The organism is Streptomyces sp. NPDC005752 (assembly GCF_040630715.1).
Lineage (GTDB): Bacteria > Actinomycetota > Actinomycetes > Streptomycetales > Streptomycetaceae > Streptomyces.
Genome location: NZ_JBEXYB010000021.1, coordinates 90,995 through 106,729, shown reverse-complemented (window position 1 = coordinate 106,729; position 15,735 = coordinate 90,995). Strand labels below are relative to the sequence as shown.

The window sequence follows — 15,735 nt, the reverse complement described above, 5'->3', positions numbered from 1 at the left end:
AGCATCAGAGACCGTTCGAAAACTGCCACCTTCTCGTGGTCTCCACCAACTACGCCCCCGAGCTGACGGGCATAGGGCCGTACGCCACCCAGCTCGCCGAGCACTGGGCGGCGTCCGGGGCGAGGACCCAGGTACTGACCGGTATGCCGCACTACCCCGCCTGGCGCGTGGACGACCACTACCGGGGGGTGTGGCGCAGGGAGGAGAGTCGCGAGGGAGTCCGAGTGCACCGGCGGCGCCATTACGTGCCGCCCCGCCAGACCGCGCTGCGCAGAGCCGCGTTCGAGGCTTCTGTCCTGGTGCACGGCATCCTCGCCCCACCGCCAGGCCGCCCCGACGCGGTGGTCTCCCAGATGCCGAGCCTCGCGGGCGGCGTGATCGGCGCCCGGCTCGCCCGCCGCCACGGCGTCCCCCACATACCCGTCGTCCAGGACCTGATGGGCGCCGCCGCCGCTCAGAGCGGCATCCGCGGGGGAGGCAGGGCGGCGGTGGTCGCCGCGAAGGCGGAGCGCCACGCACTGCGCGGAGCCGCCCTCGTCGGGGTCATCCACGAGAGCTTCGTGGAAGGCGTGACCGCCCTCGGCGTGGACCCCGGCCGCATCCGCGTCGTCCCCAACTGGACTCACGTACAGAGCCCTTCGGCCGATCGTGCCGCCACCCGGGCCAGGCTCGGATGGGCCGAGGGCACCCCCGTACTGCTGCACTCCGGCAACATGGGCCTCAAGCAGGGGCTGGACGTCCTGGTCGGCATGGCGCGGCTGGCCCCGGACATCCGGGTCGTCCTGATGGGCGACGGCAACCAGCGTGACGGGCTGCGCGAGCGGGCCGCCGGTCTGCCCAACCTCGACTTCCTCCCGCCCGCCGGCGCGGACGACTTCACCGATGTGCTCGCCGCCGCCGACGTCCTGGCGGTGACCCAGCGGGCCTCCGTGCTCGACATGAGCGTGCCGTCCAAGTTGACCTCGTACTTCGTATCCGGACGACCTGTCGTCGCCTCCGTGGCCGACGCGGGCGGTACGGCCGACGAGGTGCGCCGCTCGGGCGCGGGGGTCCTCGTGGCCCCCGAGGACCCGGCCGGACTCCTCGCCGCCGTACGCCGGCTGGTCGCCGACCCCGCGGCGGCCGAGTCGCTGGGAGCACATGGTCCGCGGTACGTCGCCCAGCACCTGAGCAGGGAGGCGGGCCTCGCCCGCTTCGACGCCCTGCTCGCCGAGGCGCTCGGTGACGCACCGGGCGGCGCCACGCGGGCCGGCGACGAACGGGCCGGGGACACGCGGGCCGGCGACGAACGGGCCGGGGACACGCGGACCGGGGCCGAGCACACCGGGGAATCACAAGGGGGAGCAAGCCGATGACGCACCAGATCCGTCCCCTGGACGACCAGGACGAACCAGCGCTGCTGCGCGACCAGTTCCGCCAGCTCCTGCGCTACCGCGCCCTGCTCGCCGCGGGTGTCGTCGCGGGGCTGCTCGGCGGCGGGTTCCTCGCGCTCAGCGGCGACGACACCTACACGGCCAACGGCGAGGTGCAGGTGCGCTCCGCGACCGCCGACCCCTTCGCCACCGGAGCGTCCGCCGACAAGGGCATCAACATCGGCTCCGAACGGCAGACCGCGGTCAGCGACACCGTGGGTGACCTGGCCGCCGGAACCCTGCTGAAGAAGGGCGACGACGTCACCGCCCGGAAGCTGCTCGCCGGCCTCCAGGTGACCAACCCGCCCAACACCCTCACCCTCCGCTTCTCCTACACCGGCGCCACCCCCGAGCAGGCGCGAGCCCGCGCCGAGGCCCTGGCCAACGCCTATCTGGCGCACCGCAAGGCGCGGACCCAGGAGAGCATCGACAACATGGCGAACGGCTACCGCGCCCAGCTCGATCCGCTGGAGGAGAAGCGCGACCTGCTGGAGGAACGCACCGGGGTCGACGCCGCGGACGACGTCAGCAGCGCACGCGCCAACATCATCGTCTCCATCTCCGAGCTGAGCCGGAAGATCTCCGAGCTCAAGGCACTCGACACCACCCCCGGCTACCTCAACAAGAAGCCCGTCGCCCCCACCGGGCCCGCCGGTGCCGGGCTGCCGCTGCTCCTCGGGCTGGGAGCGGTCGTCGGTCTCGCCCTCGGACTGCTGCTGTCCTGGGTACGTCTCGTCTTCGACCCGGCCGTCCGCTCCCCCCGGGAGCTCGTCCGCTCCCTCGGGGCGCCGCTGCTCGGCACCCTGCCCAGGGAACGTGCCACCGCGGGCACCCTCCTCGCGATCGGCCGCAGCGGTTCGCGGCTCGCCGAGGAGTACCGCGCGGTGGCCTTCCGGCTCGCCTACGACCCGTCGTTCGCGGAGCGGCGCCGGCTCCTGGTGACCGCCCCGCGCGGGGACAACGCCGCCGCGTCCGCCGCGGCGGTCAACCTGGCGGCGGCCTTCGCCGAGATGGGCCGCGACGTCCTGCTCGTCGAGGCCGATCTGCGCACCCCGTCCCTGGCCCGTGACCTCGGGCCCGCCGCCCACGAGGTCCGGCCGCCGAGCTGGGCCGCCGAGGAGGGCGACCGCGCCTGGCCGGCGGGCGGCCGCTGCAACGTGGACGTGCCGGGCTCCGGCGCGTTCGCCCTGGTGGCCGGGACCACCGCGGACAACGTGCCGCGCGCCCTGACCTCCGCGTCCGTCGCGCGGATCGTCGCCGAGGCCGACCGCCCCGGCGCCGTGGTGATCGTCCTCGCTCCGCCGGTGCTGTCGTACGCCGACGCGGTCGCGCTCGTCGACCGGGTCGAGGGCGTCATGATCGTCTGCGACCCGCGCGAGGTCCACCGCAGCGACCTCGAACGCATCCGGGAGATCATCAGTGCGTCCGGAGGGCAGGTGCTCGGCGCCCTGCTCCACACCGGCCGGGGCAGGCTGGGACGGGGCGAACGCCGGTCCGCGTCCGGCCGGCGGCGCGGAGGACCCGGACCGGGCGCCCCGGCCGTCGAGGCGGACGCACCGGAGCTCACCGGGAACCCCGACGAGACCATGGGGCTGCGCTCCTTCACCCTCCCGGGGGCGCGCCGGTGAGAGCCCGCACCGCGATCCTCTGCTCGGTCGCGGACCAGGGTGTGGCGGCGCTCACCAACATCCTGGTGCTCGTGGCCGCCGCCCGGCTCTCCACCGTGGCCGACTTCGCCCGCTTCTCCGCCGTCTACCTCGTCTTCACCGTGCTGCTGGGCGTCTCCGGCGCCTACACCGGGCAGCCGCTGGTCCTGCGGCGCGGCGCCGGTGAGGACATCCGGGGCGCCTGTCGCTCGGCCGTCGTGTTCACGGCGGGGGCCTCAGCCGCCCTGGGCGGCCTGCTCGCCGCCGTCTGCCTGTTCGTCCCGGGGGACACCGCCCGCGCCCTCGTGATGCTCGGTGCCGTCCTGCCGGTCGTGCTGGGACAGGACGCCCTGCGCTACGCCTTCGCCACTCTCCAGCGGCCCCATCTCGCTCTGGGCGCCGATCTGCTGAGACTGGGCTGCGTGCTCGGCGCCCTGTCCGCCCAGGGCTACGGAGCGGCCCCCGCCCGGCTGATCCTCGTCTGGGGACTCTCCGCCGTGCCCGCCCTCGTGCTGTCCGCCGTACTGCTGCACCGTTCGACGGCCGGGGCCCCGCTGCTGCTGCGCCCGATGCTCCGCCGCGGTCACCTCGGACAGCGCTTCGTCGTCGAATTCGGTGTCGGCAACGCGACCGGCCAGCTCTCCGTCCTCGGCCTCGGAGCCGTCGGCAACCCGCTCCTGGTCGGCGCGCTGCGCGGAGCGACCACCCTGTTCGGGCCGCTCAACGTGCTGTTCACCTCCGCCACGTCCTTCGGCCCGCCGCTGCTCGGCCGGATCGGTGACGAGCGGCGCCGGGTACGGGCCACCGCGGGGCTCGCGGCCGTCCTCGCCGCCACCGCCGCCCTCTGGGCCACCGCGCTGGCCCTGCTGCCCGAGCGGGCGGGGCGCGAACTCCTCGGTGACACCTGGCCGACGGCCGCCGCCCTGCTCCCGGCGACCGGCAGTCAGTACGCGGCGATGGCCGCCGGCACCTGCGGACTGCTCGCCCTGCGCATGCTCGACCCGCGTACGACGCTGAGCATCCAGGTGGTCTTTTCGCTCACCGCCGTGGCCCTGATGGCCGGCGGCTACGTCCTCGGCGGTGTTCCCGGGGCCGCCTGGGGGCTGTGCCTGGGATCGGTCTGCAAGGCCGCCGCCACCTGGACCAGGGTGGCCCGGATCCGGCGGCGAAAGCCGGCGCCCGACGAGGCCGTCACCGCCGACGCGCTGCCCTCTGCTCCTTGAACGTGCTGATCAGCAGCAGACACAGCGCGGCGATGGCCAGTTTTCCCGCCGCCTGCAGGAGCGGGCCGCGCAACAGGATGAAGGTGTATCCGGCGATCAGCGGCGCGGCGACGGCCAGCACACTCCCGGGGCCGGGCCCCGCCCGGGTGACAGCCAGCGCGTACCGGCGGTCGGTGCGCGCCACCGCGTAACCGATCAGTGCGAGCCCGCCGATCACCCCGGAGGCGCCGAAGTCGACCCAGAACTCGGTCCACAGCGGGGCCGAGAGGTTGGTCATCCGCAGCCCCATCCACTGCCCGACCCGGACCCCGGTGTCCTCCGGCTTCCCGCTCCACACCGCGCGCGGCACGAAGAACAGCGCGGATCCGCTCAGTTGGCGGCCGTAGGTGTGGCCCCGGGTGTCGACCCACGAGATGGTGTTGGCGAACATCACCATCTGGTCGTAGTCCTTGGTCACCAGAGGTTCGAAGACCGAGGCCGACTGTGCGGGCCGCTGCGCTTCGTCGTCGTACCGGAACTTGTCGGCGTACGGGAACACCACCAGTGCCCCCACCACCCCCGTCGCCAGCACCACGCGGTAGATGGCCGCACTGCTCGGGAACGCGGTGAACACGAAGGCCATCAGCACCGTCAGGAACCAGTAACGGGCGTTCGACACCGGGTTGTTCACCACGAGGTTCAGCGCCACCAGCGCCACCCACACCACCGCCGTCGACGGGGTGCGCCGGGCCCGGTAGGAAGTCGCCAGGCGGCGGGTGTAGAAGAGCAGCGCCAGCAGCGCCGGGACCTGGCCGAAGCCCTTGACGAACGCAGAGCCGACATTGGACCCTTCCGAGACCACCCCGCTCGCCGCGACGGTCTCGTTGATCTCCTGCCGGCTGGAGAAGAAGACCGAGGGCCCGCCCAGCTTCATCACGTAGAACGCGCTCGCCGCGAACGCGAGCAGCACCAGCAGTCGCAGCCGCAGCGGATGCGCCACGGCCGGTCCTTGGCCCGGGCTCCGCGTGGAGGGCGTACGCCGCCGCAGCGGGCGCCGTGAGGCCAGCAGCGCCCCCAGGTCGAAGGCGGCACACCCCACGAGGACCATCGCCGTGGCCGTGATCAGGTCCTGGCGGGGTCCCACCATCGGCGTCGGCGTCTGCCCGATCACGACCTGGGCGAACGGCGCCACGCCCATCGCGATGTACACGAACATCCAGAAGACGCCCTGGAGCAGCCTCCGCCGGGTGGAGAGGATCATCGTCGCCAGCCGGGCCCCCGCATAGCAGGTCAGCACCAGCTGGAGCCAGTACGCGGTGTCCCGGACCCCGCTGCCCGGCTGGGCGGCGATCACCGCGGGCAGGAAGAACACCAGGCCGAGGATGAGCGGCACGGACAGGGCACGCGACAGCATCGACCAGACGATCGGCCGCTCGGCCGACTCAGGGAAGCCGCTCCGGGCCTGTGCCCACCCCGGACGCGCGATCGAGCGGGCGGCCTGCTCCTGCGCCGATGTGTGCACCGACGTCATGCGCCCCCCCGGGATCGGTGAACCGCTGAACACTCTAACGAATCAGCCCACTTGAGGGGGCGCGATGACTACCCTGTGAATTATTGGCCGCAGTCGAGGGGAACTCTGGTGAAAGTCCTGCACGTTGTCACGCTCCACACTCCGGACCACGCCTTCGGCGGGCCGACCCGGGTGGCGTTCAACCTCTCCAAGGTCCAGCGGGCGAACGGCGACGACGCACGCGTCATGGCCCTCGGCGACGGCTTCCCCGGCGGCGAACTGCCCAGCCATGTGGAGGGAGTTCCCGTCCACCTCTTCCAGGCACGGCACCTGCTCCCGATGTTCGAGGTCAGCGGCATCACCTCCGCCGCGCTGCTGCGCACCGCACGCCGCATGATGCGCGGCGCCGACCTCGTACACGTCCACCTGATGCGGGACCTGGTGACCCTGCCGGCGGCGCTCCTCGCGCTCGCGACCCGTACACCCCTGGTCGTCCAGACCCACGGCATGATCGACCCCACCGAGAAGAGGGTCGCCCAGCTCACCGACGTCCTCGGGGTCCGCAAGGTGCTGCGCGAGGCCGACGCCGTCCTGCACCTCACCGAGATGGAGCGGGTGGATGTGAACGCCGTCGCAGCTCCCGTACCGCTCACCCGTACCGTACGGCTGGTCAACGGTGTCCGCCCGCAGGAGCGCAAGCCCGCCCGCGGCCCCGGCCGCCCGCCGACCGTGCTGTACCTCGCCCGCATCCAGGAGCGCAAGCGGCCCGAGGACTTCATAGCCGCGATGCCGCACGTCCTCGCCCGGCACCCGGACGCCCGCTTCGTGCTGGCCGGCCCCGACACCGGCGCACTGGCCGGCACCCTCGCCCTCGCCCGGAAGCTGGGTGTCACGGACTCCCTCGACCATGTGGGCCCGCTGGAGCACGACGAGGTCCTCGCCGCCGGACGCGAAGCCGATGTGTACGTGCTGCCGGCGATCGAGGAGCCGTTCCCGGTCTCGGTCCTGGAGGCGATGTCGGTCGGCACCCCGGTCGTCATCACCCGCACCTGCGGGCAGGGCCCCGACGTGTCGGGTGCCGGTGCGGGCCGGGTCATCGACAGCAGGGTCGGCGAGGACGCGGCCAACGCCCGTAAGGTCGCCGACGCGATCCTGGAGCTGCTCGAGCCGGAGGCCGCCGAGCAGGCGGGCAAGGCCGCCTGGCAGCTGGTCAACGACCAGTTCACCATCGAGGCCGTCACCGCCACACTCCGGCGGACCTACGAGGACGTGGTCCGCCGGAGGCGAGGGTGAGAGCTCGGCTGATCAACGCACAGGTTTCTCGCGGGACTTGAGGGCGATCTGCCAGCGGTAGAAGCTCATCGCCAGTGCGAAGTCGAATCCGGCGCGGCCGTCCAGGAACCCCTTCCGGTAGACGTACATGTAGGCGAAGGACACCAGTGGCTTGAACGGTGCCTTGTGGAAGAGCTGCCCCTGGCGGGACTTCACCTTCCGCACCTGCTCCTTGACCTCGGGGTGGTGCTCCAGCCACGCCTCCCAGTCCGAGTAGCGGTTGTGCCGTTCGAACCAGGCGGTGACCGGGTCCAGGTCCTGGTGCTCGATGGGGTTGCTCAGTGCCTCGGCCGTCGTGGCGACCGGCTGGTAGTGCCCCTCGACCTCACCGATCCCGGGTGCCGCGAGGTCACCGACCTCCGGGTAGTAGCACCGGGTCCTGTCGGTCAGGGACCGCTTGCGGATCGTGTAGCCGTGCCGGAGCCGCTTCCCCGAGAACCAGTAACCCAGCGGTATGTCGTACGCCGCCGGCTTCGGGGTGTCCTCGTCGGCGAAGATCCTCCGCAGTTCCGCGAGCAGCCCGGGGCTGAGCCGCTCGTCACCGTCCAGCAGCAGGATCCAGTCCAGATCGGTACGGACGTTCTCCAGGCACCACTGCTTCTTGCGCGGATGCCCTCCGTCCCAGGTGTACGTGACCACTTCGGCCCCGCACTCCTCGGCGATCTTCGCCGTGTCGTCGGTGCTGTGGGAGTCCACCACGACGACCGCCTCGAAGTGGCCGAGGACCGACTTCACCGCCTCGGCGATGTTCAGTCCCTCGTTCTTCGTGGGGATCGCGACAGCGATCGGCAGCTTGCTCATCCGTTGTCTCCTTGAGGCAGCCAGGCGTAGCAGCCTGTGGAGGTGAAGGTGCGGGCGGACTCCGGGACGGTGATCTCCACCTGCTTCCCGGAGGTGGAGGAGCCCGAGTCCAGTTCCTTGCCGCCGGCCCCGGTCAGCTGCCAACCGCACGCCGTGGTCGGGGAGGCGGCCCGGTACCGTCCCGGCCGGACCTTCGCTCCCTCGTAGGTGCCGTCGGGGTAACCGAGTGCGGCCTCGTCCACGAGGTCCTGGTGCCGGGGGCAGAGATGGGCGACGGCCGGCTTCGCGTCCGCGACCTCGCCCGAGACGATCGCGCCGACGGCGATGTCCCGGTCGGCCTTGACCAGGTACCGGAGCCGGTCGCAGGTCTCCTGCCCCGTCTGGAGCACCGCGGCGGGGTCCATCCCCTTGGGCACGCGGTCGGTCAGATACTCCTTCTGCTTCTCGGTGAAGGATCCCGTGGCCGGGGTGAGCTCCCTTGCGGGCGCCTTGGGAGCGTCGCTGGACTTCTGGGGCTTCGGGGCCGTCGTCCCGGCCGCCGGACCGGCCACGGAGGGTGTGGCGGAGGCCGCCGCGGACGGCTTGCTGCCCGCCGCGGCCCCCGTGCCCCCGTCGCCGGACCCGCCGGACGAGCCGCAGGCGGCCAGTACCGCCGTCGCGAGAGCGACGGCGGCACCGGCCAGGAACGGGTATCTCATGCACCGGTCCTCAGGGCGTAGTGCGCGCTGACCTGGGAAGCGCTCAGGGCGGTCGGGTAGACGGCGGTCTCGTCGATCTGACCGGCGAAGAAGTTGCTGGTCGGGCGATTGGCCCAGTTGCTCAGGTTGTCCCCGCCGACCCTCCAGTAGCCGGGGTAGCTCTCGTTGCCGGTGTAGAGGAGATTCGACGCACGCAGCTGCCCGTCGACGTACAGCCTCATGCCGCCGGTGCCCTGGGTGGCGACGACATGGTGCCAGGCGCCGTCGTTGTAGGCCCCGGCCGTGGTCACCGTGCGCCGGCCGCCGCTGTTGACACCGAAGACCAGCCGCCCGTCGTTGGCCATGTACACGTGCTTGTCGAAGCGCGTGCTGTTCTGCATGGTCAGATTGCCGAACCCGATGACCTTGCCGCCACGGGTGGTGGTGGTCTTGATCCAGGTCTCCACGGAGAAACGGACGGGCTGGGCATGCAGCTTGTTGCTGTAGGCGTATTCGGCGGCGCCGTCGAACCCGATGGCCGTCGAGTCGCCCGCGATCGCGGCAGGGGTCTGCCGGTAGGCGGGCGCGTTGCGCAGGAAGCCGTTGTTCATCCCGCCGGTGGTGTCCGCCGCGAAGGTGGACGTGCCCTCGTCGTAGCGCCAGTAGAGCGAGGCACCGTCCGACAGGACCCGCGCCGGGTAGCCCTGCGTCGACGCGGCCACGGTCGCCGACTGCGCGGGGGACTTGGCACTGGTGTTGGTGCCGTCGCTCGCGGTGACGCGGTACGAGTGCGTCTCGCCCACCGCCACGTCGGTGTCGGTCCACTTCAGCTGCGGACGGTCCCAGAAGAGCGAGTAACCCGTCACGGTGTGCACGGGCGTGCTCGCACCGTCCTTGTAGATCCGGTACGTCAGCTCCCCGTCGTCGGTGTCGAAGCTGGTCTGCCACTGGACGTCGATCCGACCCGGGGTGACCGTGGACAGGCTGACGTTGGGCACCCAGGGTGCACCGGTGTCCGGGCCGTCGGCGAACCGGGTCAGCCCCTGCTGGCCGGCGCCGTTCACGGTGGTGAACTCTCCGCCGACCCACAGGTAGTGACGGCCGCCCTTGTCGGTCTGCGTCATGACCCGAGGCCCGACCGGCTCACCGATGCCGTCGTTCGTGTCGGGGAACCAGGGCAGCAGCGTCGGGTCGTCCACGGACTGGGCCAGCAGGTGCTTGCGCGGCTGGTCGGGGAACCCGCCCATGCTGGCGCAGTCGTGGGCGTGGCTTCCGCTGTACAGCACGCCCGAGTGCACCAGCACGGCCTGGGTGGCGCCCAGGCAGGTGTCCCGCCAGCGTTGCTGGTAGTCGTCGAGGTCGATGGCGATCCGGCCGTCGAACACCCCGCCGCCGGTGCCCTCGTTGGCGGTGTACAACCCGGTCGCGTCCGTCGTGAGGTCCTGCACCGTCGAGGTGGTGGGGATGAAGCCCGGGTAGCTCTTGGTGAGCGCGCCCGTGGTGGCGTCGACCACGGCGAGGGCGTGCGAGGTGACACCGTTCACGGTGAGGAAGTCACCGCCGAGCGCCACGTGCTGCCCGTCCGGGGTCACCTGGACCGCCCTGGCCACCTCGTCCGCGTTGGCGGTCCACGGCAGAAGGCCCGCGCCGGTGGTGACCGCGGCGAACTTGTTCCGGGTCTGGCCGCCCACGCTGTTGAAGTCACCGGCCAGGTAGACGGTGTCCGCTGTGACGTCCAGGGCCCGTACCGTCGCCGAGACCGCGATCTTGAAGTTCTGGCGCGGCGTGCAGGTCGCCGTGTCGATGGCCGCGATGTTGCTGACGCCCACCCCGTTCACCGCGCCGAACTGTCCTCCGGCGTACAGGGTCCCGCCGTCCGGGGAGAGCGCGAGGGCCCGTACGGTCGCCGTCCCCGAGGACAGCGTGAACGACAGGCTGCACCCCGTCGGGGCTCCCGTCGCCGCGTCGAACGCCGCGAAGTTGACCGCGGGCTGTTCCGAGGTGCCCGCCGGCGCGTCCGGCGGCCGGACGGTGGAGAAGGTGCCGCCGGCGTAGACGACCCCGTCCGTCGCGGCCATCGACCAGACGATGCCGTTGGTCTGCCAGGTGGTGAGGTCGTCCGCCGTGAGGGACACCGGCGGTGTGAGCGCCGCCGCCGGGGAGGCCCCGGCCGCTGTCGCGGTCAGGGCTCCGGCGAACAGGCAGAGCGCGGCGGACGCGGCCCGCACACGGCCGCTCCCCCCATGTCTCCGCCCTGTGCTTCCGTTCATCATTCATCTCCGAAGGTGAGGACGAGCTGCGGCCGCTGGGCCGCGGTTGCCTCGCTCGACCAGATGCGGAGACTGTCCGTCCCGCTGCTGGCCAGGGCGAGTGAGGTGACGGAGCCGAGGGCCCCGTCCAGTGCCGTCGCGTCCAGGTCCGCCGAGTGGTCGGTGGAGGCTGCGGACGCGCCGGTCATGGTCCCCGGCACGGACGTGGAGAGCGCCCGCCGGGTGTCGTGGGTGACCGCCGACTCGGTCCACGCGCCGGAGACCGGCACGATGCTGTGGCTGTCGGCCGAACCCGCCGTCGAGTCCGACGAGGTACGGAAGGTGAGCCGAGCGCTCCTGAGCACCCGGCCGGCCGGAGCGGACGGCAGCGTGCACCGCCGACGGCTCAGGGAGGCCGTGGTGCCCCGCGGGGCGAGCCGGCCGTCGTTGCAGGTCGTGCCCGCCGGGGGAGCGGTGACCGAGGCGGCCCCGGGCGTCCCCGGGGCCGCGAGGACGCCGCCCCGGGTGCGTCCGAGACATCCTGGCCCGCTCATCGGTCCACCCGGACCGCGGTTCCCGTGAGCTGGTCGCTCAACAGCCGGATGTCCGCGTCCACCATGATCCGGGCCAGCTCCCGCGACTTCACCTCCGGCTTCCAGCCGAGGAGCTGCTCCGCCTTCGACGCGTCACCGATCAGCGCGTCGACCTCGCTGGGGCGCTCGTACTTCGGGTCGTAGCGGACGTGCTCCGCCCAGTCGAGGCCCGCGTGCTCGAAGGCGTACTCGAGGAACTGCCGCACGCTGACCCCCTCGCCCGTGGCCACCACGTAGTCGTCGGGGGTGTCGCACTGGAGCATCCGCCACATCGCCTCCACGTACTCGGGGGCGTACCCCCAGTCGCGTACGGCGTCCAGGTTGCCCAGGTGCAGCCGGTCCTGGAGGCCCGCCTTGATCCTGGCCACCCCGCGGGTGATCTTGCGGGTCACGAAGGTCTCGCCCCGGCGCGGGGACTCGTGGTTGAAGAGGATGCCGTTGGTCGCGAACATCCCGTACGCCTCACGGTAGTTGACCGTCGCCCAGTACGAGTAGACCTTGGCCACGCTGTACGGGCTGCGCGGGTGGAACGGGGTCTTCTCGTTCTGCGGGGGCGGGCTCGCGCCGAACATCTCGGACGACGACGCCTGGTAGACGCGGGTGTCGATCCCGCTCGCGCGGACCGCCTCCAGCAGCCGGACGGTGCCCAGGCCGGTGACGTCACCGGTGTACAGCGGTGCGTCGAAGGACACCCGGACATGGGACTGGGCACCCAGGTTGTAGACCTCGTCCGGCTGTATGTCGCGCAGCAGGTTCACCAGCGCCACACCGTCGGAGAGATCGGCGTGATGGAGCACGAAGGAGCGGTTCGCCTCCTCGGGCCCCTGGTAGATGTGGTCGATCCGCTCCGTATTGAAGCTCGACGAACGCCGGATCAGCCCGTGGACCGTGTACCCCTTCTCGAGCAGCAGCTCCGACAGGTACGAACCGTCCTGGCCGGTCACGCCGGTGATGAGTGCGGTCTTTGCCATGACTCCCCCCTTCTGTGGTCGCCCTTGGGGCGGTTTGTGCGAAATTTCATGATCTGAGTGGAATGCGGCAAAGGGTCACCCGGGCACCGGGCGGCTGGCAGAATCCGAGCCATGACGACTGAAACCCCCGGCCCGGCCCGGGAATCCGCCCATCCCCTGCTGCGTCCAGGAGCCCGCATATTCGTCGCGGGCCACCGAGGTCTCGTCGGTTCGGCCCTGGTGCGCCGCCTCACCGCCGACGGGCACGAGGTGATCACCCGCGGCCGCGACGCACTCGATCTGCGCGAGGCGGCACCGACCGAGGCGTTCCTGCGCGAAGCCCGCCCGGACGCCGTCGTGCTGGCCGCCGCCAAGGTGGGCGGGATCATGGCCAACAGCACGCGTCCGGTGGAGTTCCTGGAGGACAACCTCCGCATCCAGCTCTCCGTGATCGCCGGCGCGCACGCCGCCGGCATCCAGCGGCTGCTCTTCCTCGGCTCGTCGTGCATCTACCCCAAGCACGCCCCGCAGCCGATCCGTGAGGACGCTCTGCTCACGGGCCCGCTGGAGCCGACCAACGAGGCCTACGCGCTGGCCAAGATCGCCGGGATCGTGCAGATCCAGTCCTACCGCCGGCAGTACGGCGCCGCGTACATCAGCGCCATGCCCACCAACCTCTACGGCCCCGGGGACAACTTCGACCTGGAGACCTCGCATGTGCTGCCCGCTCTGATCCGCCGCTTCCACGAGGCGAAGCGGGACGGGGCCCACGAGGTCACCCTGTGGGGATCCGGCAGCCCCCGCCGTGAGTTCCTCCACGTCGACGATCTCGCCGCCGCCTGTGTGCGGCTGCTGGAGACCTACGACGGGGACGAGCCTGTCAACGTCGGGTGCGGCGCGGACCTCACCATCCGCGAACTCGCCGATACCGTAAAAGAGGTGACGGAGTATCAGGGCACCATCGTCTGGGACACCTCGAAGCCCGACGGCACTCCGCGCAAGCTCCTCGACGTCTCCCGGCTGTCCTCCCTCGGCTTCAAGCCGCAGATCACCCTGCGGGACGGCATCGCCCGCACGTACGCGTGGTGGCTCGGCAGCCAGACCCCTCGGAGCTGACCGTGCGGCCGGACGGCCGCGGTACGTCCTGAACCCGTGCACGCGACCCCCCAGGTGTCCCCCCACCACGTCTCAGTACGCCCCGCGGCCGTCGGTGACCGCGCGCACCGTCCGGGCCAGCAGCCCCATGTCGCCGGCCACCGACCAGTTGTCGACGTACCAGAGGTCCAGCGACACCGCCTCCTGCCATGACAGGTCCGAGCGGCCGCTGACCTGCCACAGGCCGGTGAGGCCCGGGCGCACCGCCAGTCGACGCAGCTCCCTCTCGTCGTAGCGCGAGACCTCCTCCGGGAGCGGTGGGCGTGGGCCTACCAGGGACATGTCACCCCGCAGCACGTTGAGGAGCTGGGGGAGCTCGTCCACGGACGTCCGGCGCAGGGCGTGGCCGATGCGGGTCACCCGGGGATCGCGGCGGATCTTGAACATGGGGCCCTCGCTCTCGTTCGCAGCCGCGAGCTGCTCCTTGAGGGACTCCGCGTCCGCCACCATCGTGCGGAACTTCCACATGACGAACGGCCTGTTGTGCCGGCCGTGACGGGTCTGACGGTGGAACACCGGGCCGGGCGAAGAGAACCGCACCGCGAGGGCCACCCCGAAGAACAGGGGGGAGAGGACCAGCAGTCCGAGGGCGGCACAGGCCCGGTCCACGACGGTCTTGAGTACGGCCTGCGGGCCGCGCCGCAGAGGTGGTGCGACGTGCAGCAGCGTCAGGCCGGCCGCGGAGACCGGCCGCACCCTGGGTGCGGCGACCCCCGACAGGTCCGAGAGCACGCAGAGGGCCAGCCCGCCGTCGTGCAGCCCCCACGCCAGCCGGCGCAGCCGGTCCTCACCGAGCTGTGGACCGGGCGCGACGAGGACCAGGTCCGCGTCGTGGGCGAAGGCGCCGCCGAGCACCGTGGTCACGTCGTCGTCGGCGGGTTCGGGCGCCAGCCGTCCCGGCACCGGTGTCCCGCAGTCCGGTGCCACCGGACCCACCGGGACCACGGCCACCGCCGAGTACGGGTGTCCCTCACGGGAGTTGAGCAGCTTCACCGCCCGGTCCAGGCCCGCTGCCTCACCCACCACCAGGACCCTGCGGGTTCCCCGCCGCCCCGCGGTCCGCAGCAGCCGGCCCGCGGCTCCGGCCAGGACGGCCAGGGCCAGACCGGGGACCAGGGCCGTGACGGCGGTCGCCGGGTCGAGGCCCCCGCCCGTCGCGGCCAGCAGCACCGCCAGCGCCCCGACGAGTACGAGCCAGTCGCCGACGGGGCTGTACACCGTCCCTACGCCTTCCACGGGCAGCTGAGGCGCGTACCGCCCGCGCGCCGTGCGCACGCAGGTCCACACCAGCGCCGCGGTCGCCGCGGCGGCCCACGGCCCCGGCTGATCGCCGGCCCGCAGCACGAGCCAGGCGGGAACTCCCAGTCCCAGCAGATCCGTCAGGATGAGGAAGGGCACACGCGGATCGGGCTTGGTCCTCGCCCGCGGTCGCTCCGTGTGGTCGCGCTCAACGGTCGTCGGTGGTCTCCACACGTGCTCCGGAGCCATCGTGCGGTTCCGGGACCCGGCGGTACGCGGTCGTGGTGCCCCCGCGAGCCCGACAGGCCCGGATATATCCGATTCGGGTATTTCGACATGCCCCATGAACCCCCCAGCCACAGTTGCATCCCCACAAACGGGGCGCATCCGCCGATCCCATGGACTGACGGATGCGCCCTCGCTCGTGCACGATATCCACACACGTGCCATTTCGCTGGAGTTCTCGTGAAGTTCAGACACCGCGGGCCGTGTGATCCGCGTCGCGCCGGGCCGGTGCCCGCAGGGGGTGCCCTTAGCCTGAGGGCATGGAACCGCTTTCCGAGGAACAGACCCGCCGGCTCGTCGCGATCGTGATGGATCTGGCCAGGCAGGGCCGTACGCAGGAGCTGCTGGAGTTCTTCGACCACGGGCTGCCGGTCGACGTCCAGGACCAGGAGGGCAACACGGCCCTCATGCTCGCCGCCTACCACGGGCAGACGGAGACGGTGCGGGCGCTCGTCGGACGCGGTGCCGACGTCGACCGGCGCAACGGCCGGGACCAGTCACCTGTCGCGGGGGCCCTGTTCAAGGGCGAGGACGCGATCGTCGCGGTGCTGACCGCCGCGGGCGCGGACCTCGACGCGGGGACACCCAGCGCGCGGGCCACGGCCGAGATGTTCGGGAGGACAGCACTGCTGGAATAGCCGCGCGGGTCTCACCGCAGCACGAGGGGCCCCGGGCGACGCGATG

The 15,735-nt window shown here is 71.9% G+C and carries 13 protein-coding genes; 6 read left to right on the top strand and 7 right to left on the bottom strand.

The genetic code is table 11. The features are described 5' to 3' along the window. Window positions 1-35 precede the first annotated feature (35 nt). From ABZ441_RS19120 to ABZ441_RS19110, 3 genes are read left to right on the top strand one after another with little or no spacing between them, the layout of a single operon-like run. The gene (locus tag ABZ441_RS19120) at window positions 36-1,355 is read left to right on the top strand and encodes a glycosyltransferase (protein WP_358975206.1); all 1,320 of its coding nucleotides are present in this window, start codon (window positions 36-38) and stop codon (window positions 1,353-1,355) included. Continuing rightward, entirely contained in the window at window positions 1,352-3,040 is a 1,689-nt protein-coding gene (locus ABZ441_RS19115; protein WP_358975203.1) for a lipopolysaccharide biosynthesis protein, read from the top strand. The genes ABZ441_RS19120 and ABZ441_RS19115 overlap by 4 nt, the downstream gene beginning before the upstream one ends. Further along, complete coding sequence (locus tag ABZ441_RS19110) at window positions 3,037-4,281, top strand: hypothetical protein (RefSeq protein ID WP_358975201.1); 1,245 nt, start codon at window positions 3,037-3,039, stop codon at window positions 4,279-4,281. Before ABZ441_RS19115 ends, ABZ441_RS19110 begins: the two co-directional genes overlap by 4 nt. Here ABZ441_RS19110 and ABZ441_RS19105 read toward each other — a convergent pair. After that, entirely contained in the window at window positions 4,250-5,791 is a 1,542-nt protein-coding gene (locus ABZ441_RS19105; protein WP_358975198.1) for a hypothetical protein, read from the bottom strand. The genes ABZ441_RS19110 and ABZ441_RS19105 overlap by 32 nt on opposite strands. A gap of 108 nt (window positions 5,792-5,899) precedes the next feature. On the opposite strand from ABZ441_RS19105, the gene ABZ441_RS19100 reads away from it, so the two are divergent. Beyond that, window positions 5,900-7,063, top strand: a complete 1,164-nt coding sequence (locus ABZ441_RS19100; protein WP_358975196.1) for a glycosyltransferase — start codon at window positions 5,900-5,902, stop codon at window positions 7,061-7,063. 12 nt (window positions 7,064-7,075) lie between these two features. Here the strand turns inward: ABZ441_RS19100 and ABZ441_RS19095 are convergent, their stop codons facing one another. Genes ABZ441_RS19095 through gmd form a run of 5 tightly spaced genes read right to left on the bottom strand, consistent with a single transcriptional unit; the run spans window position 7,076 to window position 12,393 of the window. Beyond that, window positions 7,076-7,903 (bottom strand): glycosyltransferase family 2 protein, encoded by an 828-nt coding sequence (locus tag ABZ441_RS19095; RefSeq protein WP_358975193.1) that lies wholly within the window; start codon window positions 7,901-7,903, stop codon window positions 7,076-7,078. After that, window positions 7,900-8,601, bottom strand: coding sequence for a hypothetical protein (locus tag ABZ441_RS19090; RefSeq protein ID WP_358975191.1), 702 nt, complete (start codon window positions 8,599-8,601; stop codon window positions 7,900-7,902). The genes ABZ441_RS19095 and ABZ441_RS19090 overlap by 4 nt, the downstream gene beginning before the upstream one ends. Then, window positions 8,598-10,853 (bottom strand): LamG domain-containing protein, encoded by a 2,256-nt coding sequence (locus ABZ441_RS19085; protein WP_358975188.1) that lies wholly within the window; start codon window positions 10,851-10,853, stop codon window positions 8,598-8,600. The genes ABZ441_RS19090 and ABZ441_RS19085 overlap by 4 nt, the downstream gene beginning before the upstream one ends. Next, entirely contained in the window at window positions 10,850-11,383 is a 534-nt protein-coding gene (locus ABZ441_RS19080; RefSeq protein WP_358975185.1) for a DNRLRE domain-containing protein, read from the bottom strand. The genes ABZ441_RS19085 and ABZ441_RS19080 overlap by 4 nt, the downstream gene beginning before the upstream one ends. Further along, window positions 11,380-12,393, bottom strand: coding sequence for a GDP-mannose 4,6-dehydratase (gene gmd, locus ABZ441_RS19075; RefSeq protein WP_358975182.1), 1,014 nt, complete (start codon window positions 12,391-12,393; stop codon window positions 11,380-11,382). Before gmd ends, ABZ441_RS19080 begins: the two co-directional genes overlap by 4 nt. Window positions 12,394-12,504: 111 nt before the next feature. On the opposite strand from gmd, the gene ABZ441_RS19070 reads away from it, so the two are divergent. Then, on the top strand, window positions 12,505-13,488 hold the full coding sequence (locus ABZ441_RS19070; protein WP_358975179.1) for a GDP-L-fucose synthase: 984 nt from the start codon (window positions 12,505-12,507) through the stop codon (window positions 13,486-13,488). A gap of 72 nt (window positions 13,489-13,560) precedes the next feature. Here the strand turns inward: ABZ441_RS19070 and ABZ441_RS19065 are convergent, their stop codons facing one another. Next, window positions 13,561-15,015, bottom strand: a complete 1,455-nt coding sequence (locus ABZ441_RS19065) for a sugar transferase (RefSeq protein ID WP_358975175.1) — start codon at window positions 15,013-15,015, stop codon at window positions 13,561-13,563. Between the two features lie 296 nt (window positions 15,016-15,311). Between ABZ441_RS19065 and ABZ441_RS19060 the strand changes: the two genes are divergently transcribed. Then, entirely contained in the window at window positions 15,312-15,689 is a 378-nt protein-coding gene (locus ABZ441_RS19060) for an ankyrin repeat domain-containing protein (protein ID WP_358975172.1), read from the top strand. Window positions 15,690-15,735: the final 46 nt, after the last annotated feature.